The following is a 25,176-nucleotide window of genomic DNA, read 5'->3' on the forward strand; positions in this document are numbered from 1 at the left end:
CCCGGCCTCGCCCTCGCGCATCTGGTCCCGCCCGAACCGTGACTGCCTCCGGCCGCTCCACCCACGAGCCTCGCCGAACCGAAGCCGCCTCGGCCACACGGCCACACGGCCACACGCTTTCCGGCCGCTCCACCCACGAGCCTCGCCGAACCGAAGCCGCCTCGGCCACACGGCCACACGGCCACACGCTTCCCGGCCGCTCGACCCACGAGCCCTGGCCGAACCGAAGCCGCCTCGGCCCCTCGGCCCCTCGGCCACACCGCCTCACGCCCACCGCGTCCGGCTCTGCACCCGGCGCGAGCGGGCTGCCCGCATCGCGCCACTGTGCGACCGCGCTGTCGCACCGTCGTGCGGCCGCCCGACCGTGCCGCCGCGCGGTCGTTACGCCGTGACGCCGCGCGGTCGTGCCGCCGCGCGGTCGTGCCGCCGCGCGGTCGTGCGGCGCGCCGTTGGACCAGGCGGTCGGGCCAGGCGGGCGGTCGGCCGCTGGGCTCCAGCCGTGCGGTCGGGCCAGGCTGCCGCGCCACGGGAGTCAGAGGGCCAGCACCACCTTTCCCCGGACGTGGCCGGACTCGCTCAGGTCGTGGGCGGCTGCGGCCTCCGCCAAGGGGAACGTGCGCTCGACCGGCATCGTGAAGCGGCCCTCCGCGAAGAGGGCGGCGGCCTCGGCGAGGGTCTGCCACGCGCGGCCCTCCGAACCGTCGGTCACGCGGGCGCCCAGCCGCGGGGCGTCGAAGTCGGCGATGCTGACCACGGCCGCCGGGGCCGGGGTGAGGGTGATCAGGTCGGCCACCGCGCCGCGGCCGGCGGTGTCGAGGGCCACGTCGACGCCGCCCGGCGCGACCGCCCGGACGCGGTCGGGCAGGCCCGGGCCGTAGGTCACCGGCGTGGCGCCCAGCGATCGCAGGAACTCGTGGTTGCGCTCGCTCGCCGTGCCGATCACCGCCGCACCCCGGGCGACGGCCAACTGGACGGCGGCGATGCCGACCCCTCCGGCCGCGCCGTTGACGACCAGCGTCTGGCCCTTCTCGACGCCCAGCAGGTCGAGGGCCCGCCCGGCCGTCTCGACCACGTTGGGCAGGCCGGCCGCCTCGGCGAACGACATCCCGGCCGGCTTCGCCGCCCAGAACCGCAGCACCGCCCGCTCGGCGGCGCCGCCGCCCACGGCGATGCCGAACACCTCGTCGCCGACCGCCACGCCGGTCACCCCCTCGCCGACGGCGTCGACCACGCCGGCCACGTCGGAATGCGGAACGACCGGCAGACGGCTCGGCGTGGTGTCGCCGAACAGACCCTTGCGGACCTTCCAGTCGAACGGGTTGATGCCGACGGCGCGCACCACGATGCGCACCTTGCCCGCCGGTGGCTGCGGCTCGGGCAGGTCGACGACCTCCAGGACGCTCGACGGGCCGTACTCCGAATACTGCAACGCCTTCACGATCGGCTCCGAATCAGGTGTTGAGCGGCCGGCGGGCGACCAGCAGGATGTGGGTGTCGGGCCAGTCCAGCGGCGCACCGTCCACTGTGGACAGCTGGGCGAACGGCCGGATCCGGTGCTCCACGATCCAGTCGTTGCGCCACGAGTGCGAGGCGGCGTCGACCTCGAAGCCGACGTCGGTGAGCAGCGCCTTCCAGTCGGCGAACTCCAGGCCGCAGAACTGCTCGTGGGCCTCGGAGAGCCAGTTGTCGGGATAGTCCTTGTGGGTGAGGTACTCCATGGCGTCGCCCAGCGCGATCTCCACCGCACCCGGGTCGGACACGTCCGCGAGGTCCTTGAACGGCACGGGGAAGTGGAAGTCGGCGGCGAACCGGTCGAGCCGGGCCCGGGTCGACAGCCCCTCGACCAGCGCCGCCACCTCGTCGCGGGTCAGCCCGTCCAGCGGCCCGGCCGCGCCGGGCGCGCCCTGCAGCGACAGGCGGACCGTGCGGTCGCGGCCGTCGGGCCCGCACACGTCGGAGTTGATCCACACGCCGCCCGGAACCGTGTGCTCGTAGATCGCCTCGGCGAAGGCGCGCAGGGAGGCCATGCGTTCCCCGTACGACCAAATCTCATGCGTCAGCGCGAACGTCAGCGTCGTGTCGATCGAGCGCGGCGCGAAGACGGCGCCGCCGAGCACGTTGCGGCAGTAGAAATACACGTTGGGGTTGGTGAACCAGCCCTGCGCCTTGCGGTGCACGCACTCCTCGTAGAGGTGGCGGGCCACCTCGACGCCGATCAGGTCGCTCTCGCGCAGCGCCGGCTCGCGATCGGCCAGGGCCAGCACCGCCCCCGCGCCGCAGCCGACGTCGACGATGCGGCCCGGCCGCACGTGCCGTTTCACCAGCTCCCACTTGCGCTCGGCGCTCGCCTCGAACGCCTCCGCGTAGGTGCGGTAGTCGCGGGTCGTGGTGAGCCCGCCCTCCTCGCCGACCACCGGGTCGTTGACGACCAGCGCGACCTGCTCGTCGAGCCGGTAGCGGTCGAACACGTCGACCGTCGCCGGATGGGCCAGGTCGCGCCACGACCGGTCGCCGGCCGCCAGGCGCAGCAGCACGTCCCACGGCCGCTCCGGCGCCCGCTCGAGCGCGGGATCCGCCTCGACCGCGGCGATCCGGAAGCCCAGCGCCGCATACAGCGCGGCCACCTCCGGGGTCGAGCAGGCCACGACCGTGTCCTGCGGGGTGAGCCGCCGGCCGAGCACCGACTCGACGCTCTTCAGCGTCACCTCGGCGAACCGCTCGGTGTGCGCGGTGTCGAAGACCGGCACCACCAGCGAACGCAGGCCCTCCTGCGCGCTGAACCGCTCGATCGCCGCCTCCCGCCGGTCGTAGGCGACCGGGTTGCGCTTGGTGTTCTGATGATTGGCGCTGGTCACGGCCCACACGATCGTCGCGTCCCGAGCGACGGCGTCCTCGGCCAGACCGCGCAGGTACAACCCCTGGAAGCGGGTCAGCAGGTGATGCCGGCCGGGAAAGAGGACGAAGGGCGCCACGGTCAGTCCTGCGGGTCCGCGTGCTGCACGACCTCGAACTCCAGCAGGCTCGACCCGCTCGCCACGGGCTTCGCGCGCTCCCCGGAGTGCGCCTCCCGGGCCGGCCCGTCGGACCACGCCCGGAAATGCTCCTCCGACTCCCACTTCGTGTAGACGAAATAGCGGGTCTCACCCTTAACCGGCCGCAGCAGCTCGAAGCCGAGGAAACCCGGCGAGCCCTCGACGGCTCCGTGCCGCGCGGCGAAGCGGCGCTCCAGCTCCGGCCCCGCGCCCTCGGGGACCTCGATCGCGTTGATCTTCACGACTGCCATGCCCCAACCCTAGCGGCCGGGTATGACAAAACCCCGTCACCAGGGCGGGCGGCAACGCGGTGGGGCCGGACTCGGGCCGAGTGGGACAATCGCGCCATGACCGATGTGCTCGAAGATCTGCAGTGGCGCGGCCTGATCGCGCTCTCGACCGACCTCGACGAACTCCGCGCGGAGATGGCGAAGGGGCCGATCACCTATTACTGCGGCTTCGACCCGACCGCGCCGAGCCTGCACATCGGCCACCTGTTCCAGGTGCTCACGGTGCGCCGGCTGCAGCTGGCCGGGCACCGGCCGCTCGCCCTCGTGGGCGGCGCCACCGGCCTGATCGGCGACCCGCGGCCGTCCGCCGAGCGGCAGCTGCACTCCCGCGACCAGGTCGAGGAGTGGGTGGACAAGCTGCGCGCGCAGATCGAGCCATTCCTGGACTTCACCGGCAGCAACGCGGCGCGGATGGTCAACAACTACGAGTGGACCGCCCCGATGTCCGCCATCGACTTCCTGCGCGACATCGGCAAGCACTTCCGGGTCAACAAGATGCTCACCAAGGACGCCGTCAGCGCCCGGCTGAACTCCGATGCGGGCATCAGCTACACGGAGTTCAGCTACCAGATCCTTCAGGGCATGGACTTCCTGGAGCTGTACCGGCGCTACGGCTGCAAACTGCAGACGGGCGGCAGCGACCAGTGGGGCAACCTGACGGCGGGCACCGACCTGATTCACCGAGTTGAGGGTGCTTCGGTACACCTCCTGGCGACGCCACTCCTGGTGAACTCGGCCGGCGAGAAGCTCGGCAAGTCCACGGGCGGCGGCAGTCTGTGGATGGACGCGTCGATGACCAGTCCGTACGCCTTGTACCAGTACTTCGTGAACCTTGAGGACGCGCTCGTGGGCGGCCTGCTGCGCAAGCTGACGTTCCTGGAGCGCGAGGAGATCGAGGCGATCGAGAAGGAGACCGCGGATCGCCCCGCGGCCCGGATGGGGCAGCGCCGGCTGGCGGAGGAGATGACCCGGCTGGTGCACGGTCCCGAGGAGACCACGCAGGTGATCGCGGCGAGCCAGGCGTTGTTCGGGCGGGGTTCGCTCGGCGAGCTGTCGGCGTCGACGCTGCGCGCCGCGCTGAGCGAGGCCGGCCTGGTGACTGCGCCGCCGGGCTCGACCGTCGCCGACCTGTTCATCGCCGCCGGCCTGGTCGCCAGCCGCAACGAGGCGCGGCGGACGGTCAGCGAGGGCGGGGCGTACGTGAACAACGAGCGGGTGTCGGACGCCGAGGAGGTCGTGCCCGCCGACCGGGCCCTCGCCGACGGGCTGCTGGTGCTGCGCAAGGGCAAGCGCACCTTCGCGGGTGTCGAGCTCGTCGCGGGCTGACCAGCCGATTTGGCGACGCCGCCGGGCGCCGTGTAACTTTTGACCTCGCTACGGCGCCCGGCGCCCGGCATCACCGCTTATCGATTTGGTGGAGATCCGGAAGCCGAGTAATGTAGACGGTCGGCAGGGAAACGAACGAGACAGCGGAGCGCTTGACGCGCCGCGGCGGACGTCTTGCCGAAGCCCCAAAAACGATCACAGACCGGGTGACCGGCGAGCGATCGTGCCCGTGAAACGGCTGGCGAACACGATTTGGACGCCAGACGCCAAGCGGGTAAGGTAGAAGACCGGCAGGGACACGGACGAAGCACGCGGGTCGCGAAAGCGAGCCGCAGCGGACGTCCTGCCGACACCCTACGACACTCGACCGGGTTACCGGAAGAGCTGTTGTGTGTTCGCAAAACGGGACAAAGTACGGCGAACCGGACTTGACACCGCAAAGCGGACCTGCTAGACTGAAGCGGTACGAAACGCCCCGGGCGGACTGAGCCGGAAACGGCAAGGTTCGGCGGTGTGTGTTGGTTGTTTGAGAACTCAACAGGGTGCTTGTTAAGCCAGTGCCAATTGAAATTTACCCCGTGGCACGGTGGTCCCTTTCGGGGGATTGGTCGTGTCTGGGATTCCTTTGGTGACAACATGTTTGTTGCCGGGTGATTGATTCACCAACGTTGGTTTTGTTGGAGAGTTTGATCCTGGCTCAGGACGAACGCTGGCGGCGTGCTTAACACATGCAAGTCGAGCGGAAAGGCCCTTCGGGGTACTCGAGCGGCGAACGGGTGAGTAACACGTGAGTAACCTGCCCCAGGCTTTGGGATAACCCTCGGAAACGGGGGCTAATACCGGATATTCATATCGGACGGCATCGTCGGGTGTGGAAAGTTTTTCGGCGTGGGATGGGCTCGCGGCCTATCAGCTTGTTGGTGGGGTGATGGCCTACCAAGGCGACGACGGGTAGCCGGCCTGAGAGGGCGACCGGCCACACTGGGACTGAGACACGGCCCAGACTCCTACGGGAGGCAGCAGTGGGGAATATTGCACAATGGGCGGAAGCCTGATGCAGCGACGCCGCGTGAGGGATGAAGGCCTTCGGGTTGTAAACCTCTTTCGACAGGGACGAAGCGTGAGTGACGGTACCTGGAGAAGAAGCGCCGGCCAACTACGTGCCAGCAGCCGCGGTAAGACGTAGGGCGCGAGCGTTGTCCGGATTTATTGGGCGTAAAGAGCTCGTAGGCGGCTTGTTGCGTCAGCTGTGAAAACCCGCAGCTCAACTGTGGGCTTGCAGCTGATACGGGCAGGCTTGAGTTCGGTAGGGGAGACTGGAATTCCTGGTGTAGCGGTGAAATGCGCAGATATCAGGAGGAACACCGGTGGCGAAGGCGGGTCTCTGGGCCGATACTGACGCTGAGGAGCGAAAGCGTGGGGAGCGAACAGGATTAGATACCCTGGTAGTCCACGCTGTAAACGTTGGGCGCTAGGTGTGGGGGGCCTCTCCGGTTCTCTGTGCCGCAGCTAACGCATTAAGCGCCCCGCCTGGGGAGTACGGCCGCAAGGCTAAAACTCAAAGGAATTGACGGGGGCCCGCACAAGCGGCGGAGCATGCGGATTAATTCGATGCAACGCGAAGAACCTTACCTGGGTTTGACATGTTCGGTAATCCGGCAGAGATGTCGGGTCCTTCGGGGCCGTTCACAGGTGGTGCATGGCTGTCGTCAGCTCGTGTCGTGAGATGTTGGGTTAAGTCCCGCAACGAGCGCAACCCTTGTTCGATGTTGCCAGCGGTTCGGCCGGGGACTCATCGAAGACTGCCGGGGTCAACTCGGAGGAAGGTGGGGATGACGTCAAGTCATCATGCCCCTTATGTCCAGGGCTTCACGCATGCTACAATGGCCGGTACAAAGGGCTGCGATACCGTGAGGTGGAGCGAATCCCAAAAAGCCGGTCTCAGTTCGGATCGGGGTCTGCAACTCGACCCCGTGAAGTCGGAGTCGCTAGTAATCGCAGATCAGCAACGCTGCGGTGAATACGTTCCCGGGCCTTGTACACACCGCCCGTCACGTCACGAAAGTCGGCAACACCCGAAGCCGGTGGCCCAACCCTTGTGGAGGGAGCCGTCGAAGGTGGGGCTGGCGATTGGGACGAAGTCGTAACAAGGTAGCCGTACCGGAAGGTGCGGCTGGATCACCTCCTTTCTAAGGAGCGCCTTCCACCGAACGGTGGTAAGGAGCCCACACCGGCCGAGTGTGCTGGTGGGGTGCTCGATGGCGGAGACACTGGCGAAGTTCTGTTCGGCAACGGCCGGCGCGGTTAGTACTGCCACGTGAGTGGTGTGGAACGCGGCTGGTGCGGCTGGAGGAGAGCGTATAGGCACCCTGTTGGGTCCTGAAACAACCAGCGATGGTGTGTTTCGGACGTGAATCCAGAATGGTTCGGGGACCTCGGTCGGATGGCCGGAGGCTTGGACAGTCAACGTTCTGGGTTTGGTGTTGGTTGAGAATTGCACAGTGGATGCGAGCATCTTTATTGCTTTGTGGTCAAGTTGCTGAGGGCGTACGGTGGATGCCTTGGCACCAGGAGCCGATGAAGGACGTGGGAGGCCGCGATAGGCCTGGGGGAGCTGTCAACCGAGCTGTGATCCCAGGGTGTCCGAATGGGGGAACCCGGCACCAGTCATGTGGTGTCACTCCTGTCTGAATACATAGGGCAGGTAGAGGGAACGCGGGGAAGTGAAACATCTCAGTACCCGCAGGAAGAGAAAACAATTGTGATTCCGTGAGTAGTGGCGAGCGAAAGCGGATGAGGCTAAACCGGGCACGTGTGATACCTGGCAGGGGTTGCGTGTTCGGGGTTGTGGGACGCACAGTTTCCGGGCTGCCATCCGGGACGGCAGTGAGAAAACCGGTGGTTAGTTGAAGTTCGCTGGAAAGCGGCACCGTAGACGGTGAGAGTCCGGTAGGCGAAAACTGCTGGTCTGTTGTGTGTGTTCCCGAGTAGCGGCGGACTCCTGAAATCTGCCGTGAATCTGCCAGGACCACCTGGTAAGCCTAAATACTCCCTGGTGACCGATAGCGGACGAGTACCGTGAGGGAAAGGTGAAAAGTACCCCGGGAGGGGAGTGAAATAGTACCTGAAACCGTGCGCCTACAATCCGTCGGAGCGTCCTGCCTTTTGGTGGGGGTGACGGCGTGCCTTTTGAAGAATGAGCCTGCGAGTTAGTGATACGTGGCGAGGTTAACCCGTGTGGGGGAGCCGTAGCGAAAGCGAGTCTGAATAGGGCGTTCAGTCGCGTGTCCTAGACCCGAAGCGGAGTGATCTAGCCATGGGCAGGCTGAAGCGCGGGTAAGACCGCGTGGAGGGCCGAACCCACCAACGTTGAAAAGTTGGGGGATGATCTGTGGTTAGGGGTGAAAGGCCAATCAAACTCCGTGATAGCTGGTTCTCCCCGAAATGCATTTAGGTGCAGCGTTGCGCGTTTCTTGCCGGAGGTAGAGCACTGGATGGCCTAGGGGGCCTACAAGCTTACTGAAGTCAACTAAACTCCGAATGCCGGTAAGTGAGAGCGTGGCAGTGAGACTGCGGGGGATAAGCTTCGTAGTCGAGAGGGAAACAGCCCAGATCACCAGCTAAGGCCCCTAAGCGTGTGCTAAGTGGTAAAGGATGTGGGGTCGCATAGACAACCAGGAGGTTGGCTTAGAAGCAGCCACCCTTGAAAGAGTGCGTAATAGCTCACTGGTCAAGTGGTTCCGCGCCGACAATGTAGCGGGGCTCAAGCACACCGCCGAAGCTGTGGCATTCACGCGTGTACCCGGCCCCTTTTTTGGGGTCCAGGTGTGTGGATGGGTAGGGGAGCGTCGTGTCACCGGTGAAGCGGCGGAGTGATCCAGCCGTGGAGGTGGCGCGAGTGAGAATGCAGGCATGAGTAGCGAAAGCAGGGTGAGAAACCCTGCCGCCGGATGACCAAGGGTTCCAGGGCCAGGCTAATCCGCCCTGGGTGAGTCGGGGCCTAAGGCGAGGCCGAGAGGCGTAGTCGATGGACAACGGGTTGATATTCCCGTACCCGCGTAGAAGCGTCCATGCTGAACCTGCTTGTACTAACCTTGCGATGGTCTGAACCTTTCGGGGGGATGGCTGGAGTTTGGGAACTTGGGTGGTAGTAGGCAAGCGATGGGGTGACGCAGGAGGGTAGCTGGGCCCGGCCGGTGGTTGTGCCGGGGCAAGCGTGTAGCCCGTGTCATAGGTAAATCCGTGGCACATGGTGGGTGAGGCGTGATGCGGAGCCGTTTCAGGTGAAGCCAGTGATCCCATGCTGCCGAGAAAAGCCTCTAGCGAGTTTCGAGCGGCCCGTACCCGAAACCGACACAGGTGGTCAGGTAGAGAATACCGAGGCGATCGGGCGAACTGTGGTTAAGGAACTCGGCAAATTGCCCCCGTAACTTCGGGAGAAGGGGGGCCACCGATGGTGAGACCACGTGCTGGTGGAGCGGTTGGTGGCCGCAGAGACCAGGGGGAAGCGACTGTTTACTAAAAACACAGGTCCATGCTAAGTCGTAAGACGACGTATATGGACTGACGCCTGCCCGGTGCTGGAACGTTAAGGGGACCTGTTAGTCTTTCGGGGCGAAGCGGAGAACTTAAGCGCCAGTAAACGGCGGTGGTAACTATAACCATCCTAAGGTAGCGAAATTCCTTGTCGGGTAAGTTCCGACCTGCACGAATGGCGTAACGACTTCCCCACTGTCTCAACCACAGGCCCGGCGAAATTGCAGTACGAGTAAAGATGCTCGTTACGCGCGGCAGGACGGAAAGACCCCGGGACCTTCACTATAGCTTGACATTGGTACTCGAATTCGCTTGTGTAGGATAGGTGGGAGCCGGTGAAGCGGTCACGCCAGTGACTGTCGGAGGCAAGCTTGAAATACCACTCTGGTGGATTTGGGTATCTAACCTTGGGCCGTGAGCCGGTTCAGGGACAGTGTCTGGTGGGTAGTTTAACTGGGGCGGTTGCCTCCTAAAATGTAACGGAGGCGCCCAAAGGTTCCCTCAGCCTGGTTGGCAATCAGGTGTTGAGTGCAAGTGCACAAGGGGGCTTGACTGTGAGACTGACAGGTCGAGCAGGGACGAAAGTCGGGACTAGTGATCCGGCACTGGCAGGTGGAAGCGGTGTCGCTCAACGGATAAAAGGTACCCCGGGGATAACAGGCTGATCTTCCCCAAGAGTCCATATCGACGGGATGGTTTGGCACCTCGATGTCGGCTCGTCGCATCCTGGGGCTGGAGTAGGTCCCAAGGGTTGGGCTGTTCGCCCATTAAAGCGGTACGCGAGCTGGGTTTAGAACGTCGTGAGACAGTTCGGTCCCTATCCGCCGCGCGCGTAGGATACTTGAGAAGGGCTGTCCCTAGTACGAGAGGACCGGGACGGACGAACCTCTGGTGTGCCAGTTGTTCTGCCAAGAGCACGGCTGGTTGGCTACGTTCGGAAGGGATAACCGCTGAAAGCATCTAAGCGGGAAGCTCGCTTCGAGATGAGGTATCCCACCCCTTGAGGGTTAAGGCCCCCAGCGAGACTACTGGGTTGATAGGCCGGAAGTGGAAGCCTGGTAACAGGTTTGAGCTGACCGGTACTAATAGGCCGAGGACTTGACCTCATATACAGCTGTAAGGGCTGTTTCGCATCCACTGTGTGATTCTGAACCAATACCGTTCGCACCCCGGACCCCTCGGGAAAGGTGGGGGGTTGGGTGTGCGGGGTTGACAGGTTCATAGTGTTTCGGTGGCCATAGCGGAGGGGAAACGCCCGGTCCCATTCCGAACCCGGAAGCTAAGCCCTCCAGCGCCGATGGTACTGCACCCGTGAGAGTGTGGGAGAGTAGGACGCCGCCGGACAAACTTTCGATCGAGGGTCGCCCTGTTGGGCGGCCCTCGACTCGTTTACCGGGTCGAGCGCATGCCGCGCACCCCGGTTGGGAAGGATGAAAGCCGTGAACGCAACGCCACACGACGGCAACGGCCAGGACGGGCCGGAGCGGCCGCGTAGGGACGACGGGCCGGCTCGTGACGGGTCCCGCGCCGGCTCCGGACGGGACGGCCAGGGCGCGCCGCGCGACCGTGGCGGGTTCCGCGACCGCGACGCTGGCGGGCACCGTGGCCGTGAGGGCGGCGGGTTCCGCGACCGTGACGGCGGCGCGCACCGCGGCCGCGAAGGCGGCGGGTTCCGCGACCGGGACGGTGGCGGGCACCGCGACCGCGACGGTGGTGGGTCCCGTGGCCGTGAGGGCGGCGGGTTCCGTGACCGGGACGGTGGCGGATACCGCGGCCGTGAAGGTGGCGGATTCCGCGGCCGTGAGGGCGGCGGGTTCCGCAATCGTGACGCGGTCGGTCGTGATCGCGACGGCGGAGCTCCGGACCGTGGCCGCGAGGGCGGCGGGTTCCGCGACCGCGACGGCGGCGGACACCGTGAGGGTGGCTTCCGCGACGGTGCCGGCCGTGGCCGGGACGCGCGCGGCCGCGACGAGCGCGGTCAGGGTGGCTACCGGCCGGGTGGCCGGGACGGTGGCGGCGGCGAACGCCGGGACTCGGGCGAGCGCGGGTATCGCGGCGCCGGCGGCTACCGGGGTGGTTCCGCGGGTGGTCCGCGCGATGGCGGCTTCCGCGACCGGGACGGTTCCCGTGATGGTGCGCCGCGCGATCGCGACCGGGGTGGCTTCCCCGCGCGTGACGGAGAGCGGGGCGGGTTCCGCGATCGTTCCGGCCCTCCTCGCGATCGCGACCGTGGCGGGTTCCGCGAGCGGGAAGGGTTCCGTGACCGCGACGGTGCGCCGCGCGACCGGGACGGCGACAGTGGTCGCCGCGGCGGTGACGGTGGCGGGTTCCGGCCTCGTGAGAGTGGCGGGTTCCGCGACCGGGATCGCGGCGGGTATCGGGATCGCGATGGTGGCTTCCGCGGTGGCGACCGGCCGTCGGGCTTCCGGGATCGGGATGGCGGGCCGCGCGGCGGTGACCGCCCGTCCGGGTTCCGCGATCGGGACCGGGACGGCGGGCCGCGCGGTGAGCGGCCGTCCGGGTTCCGTGATCGGGACCGTGACGGCGGGCCGCGTGGGGACCGGCCGTCCGGGTTCCGTGATCGGGACCGGGATGGCGGGCCGCGTGGCGACCGGCCGTCCGGCTATCGCGACCGTGACGGTGGGTTCCGTGGTGGCGATCGGCCGTCGGGCTTCCGGGATCGGGATGGCGGGCCGCGCGGCGGTGACCGCCCGTCCGGGTTCCGGGATCGGGATGGCGGGGCTCGTGGAGACCGTCCGGGTGGATATCGCGACCGGGACGGCGGGCCGCGTGGTGAGCGGCCGTCCGGCAATCGGGACCGTGAGGGTGGGTTCCGTGGTGGCGATCGGCCGTCGGGCTTCCGGGACCGGGACGGCGGGCCGCGCGGCGGTGACCGCCCGTCCGGCTATCGCGATCGGGACGGCGGGGCTCGTGGTGAGCGGCCGTCCGGGTATCGGGACGGCGGGCCGCGCGGGTACCGTGACGGCGGGCGCGATCGGGACGGTGGGTCGCGGGACCGGGGCGGGAATCGGCCCGGGTACCGGGATCGGGACGGCGAGTCGCGCGGTGGCGGGTTCCGGGATCGGGACTCCGGCGGGCGCGGTGCTGCGTCTGAGCGGCCCGACGGGCTGCGGCGCAGCGACGCCGGCGGGTATCGGCCGCGGACCAGTGATCCCGGGTTCGTCAGCGGTGAGGAAGGCGGCGAGGAGACCGTCAGCCGGGTTGCCGACCCGGTGCTCGCCGACGACATCGACGCGTCGGAGCTGGACCGGGAGGTGCGGGCGGAGCTGAGCTCGCTCGCGCGGCCGGTGGCCGAGGAGGTGGCGCGGCGGCTCGTCGCGGCCGGGCAGCTGATCGACGACGACCCGGAGCTGGCGCTCGCGCATGCGCTCGTGGCGCGGCGGAAGGCGTCGCGGATCGCGGTGGTTCGGGAGGCGGCGGGGCTCGCGGCGTACCACGCCGGGGAGTGGCAGACGGCGCTGGGGGAGCTGCGGACGTACCACCGGATGACCGGACGGCAGACGCACATCGCTGTCATCGCCGACTGCGAGCGGGCGCTCGGGCGGCCGGAGAAGGCGATCGACCTGTTCCGGACGGCGGATCGGGAGCGGCTGTCGGCCGAGGAGATCGTGGAACTGCTCATCGTCGCCGCGGGGGCCCGTGGGGACATGGGGCAGCATGACGCGGCCGTGGCGATGCTGCAGGTGCGGGAGCTCACGTCGGCGCCGGATGCGCCGTGGGCGGCGCGGCTGCGGTATGCGTACGCGGATGCGCTGCTGCGGGCCGGGCGGCGGGAAGAGGCGCGCGAGTGGTTCGCGCGGGCTGCGGACCTGGACGAGGACCTGCGTACCGACGCGGCGGAGCGGCTGCTCGAGCTCGACGGGATCACGCTCGACGGCGACGCCGACGAGGACGACGAGGAGCGCGACGACCCGGAGGCGCGCGGCGCCGCCGACGACGGGGACGACCGCGAGGACGACGACGAAGACCGGGACGACGACGACCTCGACGATGAGGACGAGTTCGACGACGACGAGGACGAAGACGACCGGGACGACTTCGACGACGAAGACGACGAAGGCGAAGACGACGACGAGTTCGGCGACGACGAGGACGACGAGGACGAGGACTACGACGACGAAGACGACGACCTCGACGACGATGAAGACGACGAGGACGATGACTTCGACGGCGATGAGGACGACGACTTCGACGACGAAGACGACCAAGACCGGGACGAGGGCGACGACCTCGGCGGCGAAGACGACGACCGCGAAGACCGCGAAGGCGGCGAGGACGACGAAGAGGCCGGCGAGGACGACGACCGCGATGCGTTTGACGACGAGCGCGACGGGGACGCCGAGACCGGTGGCGAGGACGACGAGGACGACGCCGAGGGCGGCGAGGAACGCGGGGACGCCGAGGGGGCGGTGGGCGACGACGAGCGGGACAGCGACTTCGGCGATACTGAGCCCGTGACGACGCGAGACGATGCCCGGCCGGCCGGTGGAAGCGACGCGAAGGGCTCGGCGTGAGCGCTGACGGCGCCGGCTCCGGGGACGGAGCCGGCGAGGCGGGGCCGGCAGCAGGCGGCGTGACCGCGACCGGCGCCGAACGGCCCAGCGCCGCCGCGGACAATTCCGCCCGGACCGGCGCGGCCGCGGACAGCGCCGCCCGGATCGGCGCCGCCCGGGACGGCGCTGCGGGCGACAGCGCCGGCCGAATCGGCGCAGCCCGGGACAGCGCGGTGGGCGACAGCGCTGCGGGGAGCGGTGCGGTCCGCGACAGAGCTGCCGCAAGCGACAGAGCTGCCGCAAGCGACAGCGCTGCGGGGAGCGGCGGCGGTGGGGACCTCGTTGGGGGGTATGACCTCGTCGTCTTCGATTTGGACGGGGTGCTGTACCTGGCCGATCAGGTCATTCCAGGCGCGGCGGAGGCCTGTGCGCGGCTGCGGGAGCGGGGGATTCCCAGCGCGTACGCGACGAACAACGCCTCGCGGCTGCCCGGCGACGTGGCCGCTCTGCTCACGCGGATCGGGATTCCGGCCGACCCGCGCGAGGTCGTCACGTCCGCGCACGCGACGGCGCTGCTGATGGCGGAGCGGTTTCCGGCGGGTACGCCGGTGCTCGTGCTCGGTGCGCCCGCGCTGCGCGAGGAGGTCGTCGCGGTGGGGCTCACGCCGGTGAGCGAGGCGGAGCGGGCGCGGGTCGTCGTTCAGGGGTACGGGCCGGATGTGCGCATGCGCGACCTGGCCGACGCCGCGGTGGCGATCCGCGGCGGGGCGGCCTGGATCGCGACGAACGCCGACAAGACGCTGCCGTCGCCGCGTGGGCCGGTGCCCGGCAACGGGTCGCTGGTGGTGGCGCTGACCACGGCGCTGGGGCGGCCGCCGGACACGATCGTGGGCAAGCCGGACCCGGGGCTGTTCCTGGAGGCGGCGCGGGAGCGCAACGGGCAGCGGCCGCTCGTGGTCGGGGACCGGCTCGACACCGACATCGAGGGGGCTTTCCGGGCCGGCATGGACAGCATGCTCGTGCTGACCGGGGTCTCCGACGCGGCCGAGGTGCTCGCGGCCCCGGTTGAGCGGCGTCCGACGTTCGTGGCCGAGGACCTGGGCGGGCTGTTCGCCCGGCCTTTGTCGCGGCCGGGTGAGTGGCGGGTCACGGAGCTCGACGGGCGGTGGGAACTGTCCGGCGGCGGTCGCCGCGTCGACGCGCTGTCGGCGCTGTGCGCGGTCGCGTGGGCGGCGGACGAGCCGCGGCCCATCGTGGGCGACGGCGAGGCCGCCCAGGCCGCCCTGAAGTGGCTCAGGCTGGCCTGAACGAGCTTAAGGCTGGGCTGAAAACGGGCTTCCAGCGTGAGCCGACGCGGCTGGGCTCCCGCCGAAGCGGCTCAAGTCGGCCTGACGAGCCGGGGGCTGGCCCTGGGCTCCGCCGAAGCGGGTTCGAGCCGACGAGCCGGGGGCTGGCTCTGGGGCTGCCGAAGCGGGTTCGGGCTGGCCTGACGAGCTGGGGGCTGGCCCTGGCGCGGCCGAAGCGGTTCAAGCTGGCCGGGGGCGGGGCTATGGCGCCGCCGAAGTGGCTGAAGCCGGTCTGGCTGAGCTGCCGTCGGGTCGTGTCACGCCGACTGCTTGAGGCGCGACCGGAACTCTCCGCGATCATGCTGTAGTCGCTGGCCGCACCGCGGTTTTTCGTGATTGCGGAAGGATTGTGTACGCATAGGTACCGGAAGGTTCCGTGATCATGGGAAAGTCGCTGTGCGATGGTTCGAGTCGCATGATCGCGGAGAGAATTCGTCGGGGCGCGTCAGTCGCGATGCCGGGTGGCGTTGTGAGTCGATCGGGGGCGGGGCGCCGGTTGGTTCTTGGCACCGCGGACCTGGCAGGGCCCGGCCGCCCGTTCAGGGCAGGCTGGGCCCGGTGTCTGACGGGAGCAACGGTCGTGTGTTGCACGGGCCGGAGTCAGCTTCAGGATTTTGGGTTTTTCACAGCAGCTTGCGGAGTTTCAGCAGGTCAAGGACGCCGGCCTCGATCTTGATGCGGCCGCTGGTCCAGGCGGACATCACGTTGAGGTTGCCGTCGACCAGGGCGACGAGGTCGTCGCTCGACGAGATCAGCTTGAGCTTCGCGCGGGGGTCGTCGCCGTCGGTGAGGTCGACGATCTGGCCGTCCTTGAGCCGGCCGTGGAAGGCGATGCCGAGGTCGGTGACGCGGCAGACCAGTGAACGGTCGAAGTCGAGCTTGTCGCGGGCCTCGGCCGCGTTGGCCGCCAGCCGGTCGGAGAGTTTCTGCAGTGCGACCCGACACTCGTCCACCGTTGCCATTGCGCGAATCCCCGTCTTTCTGCGGTTCCGTGGAATGTGACGGTACCGTACGGCACCGCGGCGCGCCCGGTAGCGTGATGTCGTACACCACTTGGAGGAGAGACGCAATATGGCGCAGGAAGCATGGCGGGCCTATCTTGAGCTCGCCTACGGCATGACCGAGGCCACCACGAAAAAGGCGACCAAGACGGTCCGGCGCCTGGTGGGCAAGAGCGGGGCGACCGCCGAGCAGCTGCAGTCGATGGCCGAGGACCTGCTCCGGGCCGGCTCGGCGAACCGGGAGGCCCTGACGAAGCTGGTGCGCTACGAGCTGGACCGGGCGCTCGGCGCGGTCGGGCTGGCCACCGCCGAGGAGGTCTCGGCGCTCACCACCCGCGTGCACGAGCTCGAGGCGCAGCTGCGGGAGGCGACCGTCAACGCCGTCGCGCCGCCGCACGAGCCGGCGCCGCCGGTCGGGGCCGAGGCGATCCCGGCCGCGCCGGTGGTGGCCAAGAAGACCGTGGCGAAGAAGGTCGCGGCTCCGGTCAAGACCGCCGCCAAGGCGGTGCCGGCGAAGGCGGCGGCCCCGGCCAAGGCGGCCACGCCGGCGAAGGTCGCGGCGGCGGCCAAGGCGGCGCCGGCCCGGCGGACGCCGGCGAAGAAGGCGGCGGCGATCGAGGCGATCGAGACCGTCGCGGCGGCGTCGGAGGCCGGGCCGGCCTCGGACAAGCTGCCGGTGAAGAAGGCCACCCGCGCGCCGCGGAAGACCGCGTCGTGACCGCCCCGGCGGAAGGCTCCGTGCCTGTTCCCGGGCCCGTTCCGGGGCCGGGCGCGGTGCCCGGGCCGCCCGGTGCGGCGGTCGTCGGGCGGGTCGAGGCGGCGGTCGCGGCCCTCGGCGAGGTAGCGTCGCTTCCGCTGCGGCAACAGGTCGCCGTCTACACCGACGCGCATCGCACGCTGCAGGAGACGCTGGCCACGATCGAGGAACGCTGAACCTTCAGGGAGCTGCATGGCGCGCCGGAACCGTCTCGACGCCGAGCTGGTGCGTCGCGGGCTGGCCCGCTCGCGGGAGCAGGCGGCGGCGCTGATCGCCGCGGGCCGGGTGGAGGTGCGTGGCACCCCGGCGGGCAAGGCCGCGGCCCAGGTCGACCCGGCGGACCCGGTGCGGGTGCTGGAGGCGGCGGAGGACGAGTACGTCTCGCGCGGCGGGCACAAGCTCGCCGGGGCGCTGGACGCGTTCGCGGGGCTGCCGGTCGCGGGGCGCCGCTGCCTCGACGCGGGCGCCTCGACCGGCGGGTTCACCGACGTGTTGCTGCGCCGGGGCGCGGCCGCGGTGGTCGCGGTCGACGTCGGGTACGGCCAGATCGCCTGGTCGCTGCGCACCGACCCGCGGGTGCGGGTGGTGGAGCGGACCAACGTGCGCACGCTGACCGCCGAGCAGATCGGCGGGCCGTGCGAGCTGACCGTGGCCGACCTGTCGTTCATCTCACTGCGCCTGGTGCTGCCCGCGCTCGCCGCCTGCACGGACCCCGGCGGTGATCTCGTGCCGATGGTGAAGCCGCAGTTCGAGGTGGGTCGCGAGGCGCTGGGCGAGCGGGGCGTGGTGCGTTCGTCGCAGCTGCGCGCCTCGGCGGTGCTCGACGTCGCCGCGGCCGCCGCCGGTCTGGGGCTGGGCGTGGCCGGGGTGGCGCGTAGCCCGCTGCCGGGGCCGCAGGGCAACGTGGAATTCTTTCTGTGGCTGCGGCGCGACGCCCCGCCGGTCGACCCGGCGATCGTGCACGACGTGGTGGAGGGGGTGTCGGCATGAGCGTCCGCGAGGCGTTGCTGGTCGCGCACACGGGCAAGGCCAGCAACAACGACCATGCCCGGACGGTGGCGGCCGATCTGCTCGACAACGGCTTCACCGTGCGGGTGCTCGCCGAGGAGGCCGCGCAGCTGGCGATCCCGCGGGCGGTGCCGGTCAGCGGTGAGACGGCGGCGCAGGGCGTGGAGATCGTCTTCGCCCTGGGCGGCGACGGCACGCTGCTGCGCGCCGCCGAGCTGGCCCGGCCGGCGAAGGCGCCGCTGCTCGGCATCAACCTGGGCAAGGTCGGGTTCCTCGCGGAGGCCGAGATCGGCGACGTGGACAAGGCGGTCCGGGAGGTCGTCGAGGGCACGTACACGGTCGACGAGCGGCTCACGATCGACGTCACCGCCGAGCACGACGGGCGGCCGGTCGGCAGCTCATGGGCGCTGAACGAGGTCACGGTCGAGAAGGGCGCCCGGGAGAAGATGCTGGAGCTGCTCGTCGAGGTCGACGGGCGTCCCCTGTCGCGGTACGGGTGCGACGGCGTGGTGTGCGCCACCCCGACGGGCTCGACGGCCTACGCGTTCTCCGCCGGCGGGCCGGTCGTGTGGCCGGAGCTGGAGGCGCTGCTGCTGGTGCCGATCTCGGCGCACGCCCTGTTCAGCCGCCCCCTGGTGATCGCGCCGACGTCGACCATCACGGTGAACGTCGAGCCCTTCACCAGCTTCGCCCTGCTCTCGTGCGACGGCCGCCGGGTGATGGACCTGGCGCCTGGTTCGACGGTGACGGTACGCCGGGGAGCCCTCCCGGTCCGGGTCGTGCGCCTGCGTGAGCGGCCGTTCACGGATCGTCTCGTGGCGAAGTTCGGGCTGCCGGTCGATGGATGGCGGCATCTCCGGCGGCATGGCTGACTGGAGAATTGTCGTACCCCGCGGCTAGTGTTCCTCACGTGCTGGAGGAACTCCGCATTACCGGACTGGGCGTGATCGAAGACGCCACACTGCCCCTCGGCCCGGGCCTGACCGTCATCACGGGCGAGACCGGCGCGGGCAAGACCATGGTCGTGACGAGCCTCAACCTGCTGTTCGGCGGCCGCGCCGACGCGGGCCGGGTGCGCGCCGACCCCGGGCGGGCCACCGTCGACGGCCGGTTGACGCTGCCCGCGCACGTGCGGGCCGCGGTGGAGAGCCGGATCGCCGACGCCGGCGCCGAGATCGACGACGACGGCACGCTGCTGATGAGTCGCACGCTGACCGCTGAGGGCCGCTCCCGCGCCCACGTCGGCGGGCGCACCGTGCCGGTGTCGCTGCTGTCGGAGGTCGGCGAGCGGGTGTTCGCCCTGCACGGCCAGTCCGACCAGCTGCGGCTGCTGCGCCCGGCCGAGCAGCGGGCCGCGCTGGACCGCTACGCCGGGCCCGAGCACGAGAAGCTGCTCGGCCAGTTCACCGAGCTGTATTCGCGCTGGCGGGCGGTCGAGGACGACCTCGCCGACCGGCGGGCCAACGCCCGGCAGCGCAGCCAGGAGGCCGACCTGCTGCGGCTCGGCCTCGACGAGATCAGCCGGGTCGACCCGCAGCCGGGCGAGGACGAGCTGCTGCGCGAGGAGGCGCAGCGGCTGGAGCACGTCGAGGGCCTGCGCACGGCCTCGCAGCTGGCGCACGTCGCGCTGGCCGGCACCGGCGAGGGCGACGACGTCGCCGACGTGCTCAGCCTGATCGCGACCGCGCGGCGCACCCTGGAGGCCCAGGCCAGCGTCGACCGGGTCCTCGGCGAGCTGGCCGAGCGCCTCGACGAGGTCGCCACGCTCGCCGGCGACGTCTCCACCGAGCTCGGCACCTACCTGGCCTCGCTCGACGCCGACCCGGGCCGGCTGCAGGAGGTCTACGAGCGGCGGGCCGCCCTGCGGGCGCTGACCCGCAAGTATGCCGAGGACGTCGACGGGGTCGTGGCCTGGGCCGACCACGCCCGCACCCGCCTGGCCGAGCTCGACACCTCCGACGAGCTGCTGGAGGAGCTCGACCGGGAGCGGCAGCGGCTGCACGGCGAGGTCGCCGAGCTGGCCGCGGTGCTGTCCGCGGCCCGGCACGAGGCGGCCGGCCGCTTCGCCGCCGACGTCACCGTCGAGCTGGCCGGGCTGGCGATGCCGCACGCGCGCATCGAGGTCGTCGTGGTGCCCAAGCCGGCCGGCTCCGGCCCGACGATCCCCGGCCCCGGCGACGGCGGCGGCGAGGTCGGCGTCGGCCCCGACGGCGCCGACGACATCGAGCTGCGGCTCCTGCCGCACCCGGGCGCCCCGGCCCAGCCACTGCAGAAGGGCGCCTCGGGCGGCGAGCTGTCCCGCGTGATGCTCGCGATCGAGGTCGTGTTCGCGGGCGCCGGCGGCCCGCCGACCCTCGTCTTCGACGAGGTGGACTCCGGCGTCGGCGGGACGGCGGCGGTGGAGATCGGCAAGCGCCTGGCCCGGCTGGCCCGCGAGCACCAGGTCTTGGTCGTGACCCACCTGCCGCAGGTGGCGGCGTTCGCCGACCGGCACCTCGTGGTGGCGAAGGACACGGGCGGGGCGGTGACGACGAGCGGCGTGCGCCCGGTGGAGCGCACGGATCGGGCTCGCGAGCTGGCCCGGATGCTGGCCGGCCTGCCGGACTCCGACCTGGGGATCGCGCACGCGGAGGAGCTGCTGTCGGTGGCCGACCGGGAGAAGGCCCGCTGACCGCTCGCCGCTGACCGCTCCCCGCTCCGAGGCCGGGCGGCCCCGCGGCCACGTGCCTTCCGGCCGTGAGCCCGCACCGGTCCGCCTCCGAGCCGCCGTGAGCCGGGGCGCGCCCGGCTAACGGCGCTTCGGGTGCTCCGGGCGCTTCGGGCATTTCGGGCGCTTCGGGCGCTTCGGGCGGTGAGTCGGCGCGGTCCGGCTTCGGGCGGTGCGCTGGGGCGGTCGGCCGTTGGGCGGTGCGCTGAGCGGTCGGTTTTCGGGCGGGGAGCTGTGGCGGCCTGACTTCGGTCGGTGAGCCGGGGTGTTCGGCTGTCGAGCGGTCGGTTTTCGGGCGGTGAGCGGCGGTCGGTGGAGGATCGTCGGCGGCGGTCTTCGGCCGTCTTCGGCCGGCGAGGCCCTGGGCCGGTCGGGTCCGACCGGAAGTCTCCGCGATCATGCCGAACCCACCACCGACACCATCGGTTTTTCATGATCACGGAGAGAATATGTACACCTGTGTACCTTATGTCTCCACGATCATGGCGAACCCGTGGTGCGGCCGCGGCGACATGCATGATCACGGAACATTGGGGATTTAAGTCTTTGGTTTGGTTGTGGCGTTGGGGTTGCGGCCTTTGGGGTGGCCGGTGTTGGCGGGTCGGCCCTTCTTGATCACGGGTTGGCGGGTTCGGGGATTCTTGTTGGTCGATCCTTTGGGTCGGCCGGGGCCGGGCCGGGCGGGTTTCGGCGCACGGGCCGGGGTGGGCAGGGCGGCGACAGTATGGCGAAATACCCGGCGGACCCGGCGGGGGGAGAGCCGGTCGGGGTGGCAGGGTTGTTCCCAGGGCAGGCGCCGGTCGGCGGCCAGGGGTCTGGCCAGGTGGAGTTGGGCGAGGGCGAGGGCGACCAGCCAGGTCCACCGTTCGGCCTGGTCTGGATCGAGGGGGGTGTGCCGGGTCCAGCCGAGGTCTTGTTTGGCGAAGCGGAAGACGTGTTCGATGGTGTAGCGGTGTTGGTAGGCCTCGGCGAGCATGGGCAGGTCGAAGCTGCCTGGCGGGCCGGCCCACCACAGCCACCAGACTTGGGTGCGCCCGGCGGGGGTGGTGTGGTCCTGGCGGATCAGGGTGCCCTCGATGATGTCGGTGCCGGTCCATTTGCGGCGTTGGCGGGGTTCGGGGTGGTAGTGGTGCCAGGCCCGGGTCCGCACCGTGCCGCCGGCGCCGGCGCCGGCGCTGGTGGTGGTGGTGTGTTCGGCGTCGGGGGTGGGCCAGGTGTCGGGCTCGTCGAGGGCGAAGCGGGGGCCGTGTTTGCGGGCCCGGCCGGGCGTGCCCGGCTGTTTTGCTGGGGGGCGGGCGAAGAACACCCGGTCGCTGCGCAGCCGCACGAGCAGTTGGGCGCTGTCGGGGCGGTGCTGGGTGAGGTAGATCGGGCAGTAGCGGGCGTCGAGCAGGAACACCAGCGGCACCCCGGCGGTCGCGGTGCCGGCGGCGTGCAGCCGGGTGGTCACGTCGGTGATCTGGGCGGCGGTGACCTCGTTGGCGTTGTCGGCGGTGCCGATCCGCCGCACGTCCACCGGCAGGCCCCACGACCCCCGCCTCACCCGGCCGGCCCCGCCGGTCGCGGGGGATGCGGCGCCGGGGCCGGTGTCGAGGCCGACCTGGCAGGCCCACTGCATCGACCAGCCCGGCACTGCCGGCGACCCGCCGGTGTGGTCGCGTTCGGCGGCGTACTGCATGCCGATGTCCGGGACGTACCGGGTGTCCGGCCGGGGGAACTTCGAGCTGTCCACCCCCAGCAGCAGTACCCGGCCGGGCCGGACCTGCCCGGCCAGCAGCGTCCCCGCCGCGGCCGGGTGCACCTGGCCGTGTTCCAGGGCCTGGTACACGCTGCCGTGCCCGCGGCGCAGCACCGGCTCGAACGTCAGTTCTGCCACCGACCCCACCCGCCCGCCCCCGGCCAGGGCATCGACCAGCTCGAACAGGGTGTCCGCCCACCGGCCGAAACAGCGGTACACCGCGGTGCGGAACTCGGCCAGCGCCCGCAGTGCCTGGTCGGGGGCGGATGATGGGACACCCAGCGGGTGCGGCACAATGATCTCCAACGGCTGGCTTGGCGTTTCCTGATCTTGGTCGATCTGGATCATGCCAAGACAGCCGCCCTTTTTGCACCCCCGTTACCGATCCGCAACCAAGATCACCGATGGCGCTTAAATCCCCAAGGAACATTCGTGCACCAGCCCGCCGCATCGCCGGAGCCCGGGGCCCAGACCGGCACCCGGGTTCCGAGCGCTGGCCGATGGGAGCTTGGGCAGCGGCGCCGCGCGGGTCGACAGGGGCACGCCGCGCAGCGGACGTGACCCCGCGGCCCGGTGGGTCTGCGACCGGGTGGTCGGCGGGCTGGCGCGGCGGGGCCTTGGTGGCGGGGCCTTGGTGGCGGGGGTGAGGGTCGGCTCAGCCGTGCAGGCACGAGTCGGTGAACGCGTGGTCGGCGGCCGGGATCACGGCGACCGGGCACTGGGCGTCGCGCAGCAGGCCGCTCGTGATCGGGCCGAGGATCCGTTCGCCGGTCTCGAGCCGGCCCCGCGCGGCGGCCACGATCATGCAGGCGTCGTGGGTCAGCGCCGCGATGCCGTGCTCTACGTCCGGGCCGTGGACCACGCGGCGGTCGATCTGCACGTCGGGGTACTTGGACGGCCAGCCGGCGAGTGCCTCGGCCAGGAGTCGGTCGGCCAGGTCGGCCGGGGTGAAACCGATCGTCGGTGGTGCCGGTGCGGCCAGGCCGGCGATGGTGTCGAAACGGTCCAGCGGCGCCGGGCCGGTGTGGGTGAGGTGGACCGCGCGCAGTGGTACGCCCCGGCGGGCGGCCTCGTCGAAAGCGAACTCCAGCAAGGCGTCGTTCGCGGCGCCGCCGGACAGGCCGGCCACCACCGGGCCGCCGGGGGTGGCGGGCCGGGGCGGCACCACGAACACCGGCGCGGCGCTGCGGGACGCCACCTCGTAGACGCGCGCCTCGGCCGCGTGGCGTCCCAGGTCACCGCCGGCCAGGGCACGCGCCTCGGCGGCGTGGTGTTCCAGGTCGCCGCTGGCCAGGGCACGGGCCTCGGCGGCGTGGTGTTCCAGGTCGCCGCGGGCCACGGCGCGTGCCTCGGCGCCTTGGTGTTCCAGGTCACCGCCGGCCACGGCGCGGGCCTCGGCGGTGTGGCGTCCCGGCTCGCCGCGGGCCAGGTCGCGCGGCTGGGCGGCGTGGTGGTCCAGGTCGCCGCGGGCCACGACGACCAGCGATGCGTGCGGGGAGCGCTCGACCAGGAGCTCGACGAGGTCGCCGGGGAGCATGCGGGCGTCGAGGTCCAGCGCCCGGTACGCGGCGGTGACCGCGTCGGCGGCGCGCATCATCCGGGCGCGGGCCGCGTCGCGGGGCGGCCACGGGGCGTCCGGGAGTGCCTCGGGCGGCGGGGCGAACGCGGAGAGCAGGTGCAGCGGCCGGTCGCGCAGGCGCGCCTCGGCGGCGCCGACCCGGACGGCCAGCAGGCTTTCGTCGGTGTCATCGATGCCGACCAGTACCGGCGGCAGAGAACGGACGGTCACGGCTCGGCTCCTCTCCACGTCGGATCGCACCGGTGGGTAGAACCCCTGCTTCCACCGTGGCACGGGCCGGCCGGGGGCGACATGGCCGAAAGTCCCGGGTCCACTGTTGGCTGCGGGGACTCCTTGCGTTTGGGTGATCGCTTTACGTTGAGAGGGTGGTCGATGTTGTTGCCGGGTCGCCGTGGGTGTTGTTTGTCGTGTTTTTCGTGGCCGGGCTGGACGCGATCGTGCCGCTGTCGCCGTCCGAGTCGACGCTGATCGCGGTGTCGGTGCTGGCCGGGACGCATGGGGAGCCGCACATCGGGCTGGTGATCCTGGCGGCGGCCGGCGGGGCGTTCTGCGGGGACCTGGTGTCGTACCGCATCGGGGTGCGGGCCGGGGCCGGCGTGTTGCGGCGGCTGCAAGGCAAGTCGCGGGGGCTGGCCGCCTACGAGTGGGCGCGGCGGACGTTGCGGCGGCGCGGGGGACAGGTGCTGGTGTTCGCGCGGTACCTGCCGGGTGGGCGCTCGGCGTCGGCGCTGGCCGCCGGGGTGGTCGGCTACCCGGCGGCGCGCTTTCAGGCCTGGACGGCGGTCGGGGTGAGCGTCTGGGCGTCGATGGCCGGGCTCATCGGGTACACCTGCGGGATCTACTTCGACGGCCGGCCCTGGAAGGCGCTGCTGGCCGCCTACGCCGGGGCGGGGCTGCTGCTGGTCACCGCCGAGGTGGTACGGCGCTGCTCAGCGGCGGCCGACGAGCAGGTTGACCCGGGTGCCGACGGGGGCGACGGTCGTGGCCAGGGTGGACTGTTCGAGCACGACCATGGTGCCGGGCGGGCCGATCTCGCGGATCACTCCGAGCTCGAGCCCGGCGGTGCGTAGTGCGGCGCTCGCCTCGGCCGGGGTCTTTCCGGCGAGGTTCGGCACGCGGGTCAGGCGGATCGACGATAATGTTTCCATCTGGCGACTCCTCACGATGGACCCTTGTGCTGACCTGACGGGTCGCGGGCGGTCGTAAATACGCGGCCGTCGTGTCAGGTGGGCGACACCGCTGGCTCGCCCGGGTGGGTGAGCGGCGTCACGTCGAAAGTGAAATGGGGCGTACCACCTGCTCGTGGACATGTCGCGCACGGCGTTCGGCCCTGGTCCATGCC

Annotated in this window: 16 protein-coding genes, 3 rRNA genes and 1 pseudogene; 13 read left to right on the forward strand and 7 right to left on the reverse strand. The window is 70.4% G+C overall.

The genetic code is table 11. The annotated features are described in order from the left end of the window. Window positions 1-532 precede the first annotated feature (532 nt). The 3 genes from ACQPXD_RS10645 to ACQPXD_RS10655 are packed head-to-tail and all read right to left on the reverse strand — an operon-like array spanning window position 533 to window position 3,283. Window positions 533-1,438: an NADP-dependent oxidoreductase gene (locus tag ACQPXD_RS10645; RefSeq protein ID WP_432837239.1), complete on the reverse strand. Its 906-nt coding sequence runs from the start codon at window positions 1,436-1,438 to the stop codon at window positions 533-535. Window positions 1,439-1,451: 13 nt separating this feature from the next. After that, entirely contained in the window at window positions 1,452-2,972 is a 1,521-nt protein-coding gene (locus ACQPXD_RS10650; RefSeq protein ID WP_432837241.1) for a class I SAM-dependent methyltransferase, read from the reverse strand. 2 nt (window positions 2,973-2,974) lie between these two features. After that, on the reverse strand, window positions 2,975-3,283 hold the full coding sequence (locus ACQPXD_RS10655; protein WP_432837243.1) for an antibiotic biosynthesis monooxygenase family protein: 309 nt from the start codon (window positions 3,281-3,283) through the stop codon (window positions 2,975-2,977). Window positions 3,284-3,379: 96 nt separating this feature from the next. Here ACQPXD_RS10655 and tyrS point away from each other — a divergent pair, with 96 nt between their 5' ends. The 7 genes from tyrS to ACQPXD_RS10690 all read left to right on the forward strand — a co-directional run bounded on the left by tyrS (window position 3,380) and on the right by ACQPXD_RS10690 (window position 15,005). Next, complete coding sequence (gene tyrS, locus ACQPXD_RS10660; protein ID WP_432837245.1) at window positions 3,380-4,648, forward strand: tyrosine--tRNA ligase; 1,269 nt, start codon at window positions 3,380-3,382, stop codon at window positions 4,646-4,648. Window positions 4,649-5,322: 674 nt separating this feature from the next. Beyond that, window positions 5,323-6,837, forward strand: a 16S ribosomal RNA gene (locus ACQPXD_RS10665). Window positions 6,838-7,177: 340 nt separating this feature from the next. Continuing rightward, a 23S ribosomal RNA gene (locus ACQPXD_RS10670) occupies window positions 7,178-10,290 on the forward strand. A 121-nt stretch (window positions 10,291-10,411) separates the two neighbouring features. Beyond that, a 5S ribosomal RNA gene (rrf, locus tag ACQPXD_RS10675) occupies window positions 10,412-10,528 on the forward strand. The 16S, 23S and 5S rRNA genes sit together here, the layout of an rRNA operon. A 288-nt stretch (window positions 10,529-10,816) precedes the next feature. Next, entirely contained in the window at window positions 10,817-12,475 is a 1,659-nt protein-coding gene (locus ACQPXD_RS10680) for a hypothetical protein (protein ID WP_432837247.1), read from the forward strand. After that, window positions 12,418-13,719, forward strand: coding sequence for a hypothetical protein (locus ACQPXD_RS10685; protein ID WP_432837249.1), 1,302 nt, complete (start codon window positions 12,418-12,420; stop codon window positions 13,717-13,719). Before ACQPXD_RS10680 ends, ACQPXD_RS10685 begins: the two co-directional genes overlap by 58 nt. Window positions 13,720-13,931: 212 nt before the next feature. Then, complete coding sequence (locus ACQPXD_RS10690) at window positions 13,932-15,005, forward strand: HAD-IIA family hydrolase (RefSeq protein ID WP_432843785.1); 1,074 nt, start codon at window positions 13,932-13,934, stop codon at window positions 15,003-15,005. Between the two features lie 662 nt (window positions 15,006-15,667). On the opposite strand, the gene ACQPXD_RS10695 is transcribed toward ACQPXD_RS10690, so the two are convergent. Continuing rightward, window positions 15,668-16,006, reverse strand: coding sequence for an SCP2 sterol-binding domain-containing protein (locus ACQPXD_RS10695; RefSeq protein WP_432837251.1), 339 nt, complete (start codon window positions 16,004-16,006; stop codon window positions 15,668-15,670). Between the two features lie 109 nt (window positions 16,007-16,115). Between ACQPXD_RS10695 and ACQPXD_RS10700 the strand changes: the two genes are divergently transcribed. Genes ACQPXD_RS10700 through recN form a run of 5 tightly spaced genes read left to right on the forward strand, consistent with a single transcriptional unit; the run spans window position 16,116 to window position 20,481 of the window. Continuing rightward, on the forward strand, window positions 16,116-16,763 hold the full coding sequence (locus ACQPXD_RS10700; RefSeq protein WP_432837253.1) for a phasin family protein: 648 nt from the start codon (window positions 16,116-16,118) through the stop codon (window positions 16,761-16,763). A gap of 20 nt (window positions 16,764-16,783) precedes the next feature. Next, window positions 16,784-16,978, forward strand: coding sequence for a hypothetical protein (locus ACQPXD_RS10705; RefSeq protein WP_432837255.1), 195 nt, complete (start codon window positions 16,784-16,786; stop codon window positions 16,976-16,978). A 16-nt stretch (window positions 16,979-16,994) separates the two neighbouring features. Continuing rightward, the gene (locus ACQPXD_RS10710) at window positions 16,995-17,792 is read left to right on the forward strand and encodes a TlyA family RNA methyltransferase (RefSeq protein ID WP_432837257.1); all 798 of its coding nucleotides are present in this window, start codon (window positions 16,995-16,997) and stop codon (window positions 17,790-17,792) included. Then, window positions 17,789-18,682 carry an NAD kinase gene (locus ACQPXD_RS10715; RefSeq protein WP_432837259.1) on the forward strand — a complete coding sequence of 298 codons (894 nt, stop codon included), beginning with the start codon at window positions 17,789-17,791 and terminating at the stop codon, window positions 18,680-18,682. The genes ACQPXD_RS10710 and ACQPXD_RS10715 overlap by 4 nt, the downstream gene beginning before the upstream one ends. Before the next feature lie 38 nt (window positions 18,683-18,720). After that, window positions 18,721-20,481: a DNA repair protein RecN gene (gene recN, locus ACQPXD_RS10720; protein ID WP_432837261.1), complete on the forward strand. Its 1,761-nt coding sequence runs from the start codon at window positions 18,721-18,723 to the stop codon at window positions 20,479-20,481. Window positions 20,482-21,055: 574 nt separating this feature from the next. Here recN and ACQPXD_RS10725 read toward each other — a convergent pair. After that, window positions 21,056-22,549: a transposase gene (locus tag ACQPXD_RS10725; protein WP_432837263.1), complete on the reverse strand. Its 1,494-nt coding sequence runs from the start codon at window positions 22,547-22,549 to the stop codon at window positions 21,056-21,058. A gap of 361 nt (window positions 22,550-22,910) precedes the next feature. After that, the gene (locus ACQPXD_RS10730; protein ID WP_432837265.1) at window positions 22,911-24,044 is read right to left on the reverse strand and encodes a universal stress protein; all 1,134 of its coding nucleotides are present in this window, start codon (window positions 24,042-24,044) and stop codon (window positions 22,911-22,913) included. Between the two features lie 269 nt (window positions 24,045-24,313). Between ACQPXD_RS10730 and ACQPXD_RS10735 the strand changes: the two genes are divergently transcribed. Continuing rightward, window positions 24,314-24,904 (forward strand): DedA family protein, encoded by a 591-nt coding sequence (locus ACQPXD_RS10735; protein ID WP_432843786.1) that lies wholly within the window; start codon window positions 24,314-24,316, stop codon window positions 24,902-24,904. On the opposite strand, the pseudogene ACQPXD_RS10740 reads toward ACQPXD_RS10735, so the two are convergent. Beyond that, window positions 24,833-25,144 (reverse strand): annotated as a pseudogene (locus ACQPXD_RS10740) (PASTA domain-containing protein); the annotation flags it as partial. The gene ACQPXD_RS10735 and the pseudogene ACQPXD_RS10740 overlap by 72 nt on opposite strands. Window positions 25,145-25,176: the final 32 nt, after the last annotated feature.

Origin of the sequence: Dactylosporangium sp. CA-092794 (genome assembly GCF_050948465.1) — a bacterium.
In the GTDB taxonomy this organism is placed as follows: domain Bacteria; phylum Actinomycetota; class Actinomycetes; order Mycobacteriales; family Micromonosporaceae; genus Dactylosporangium.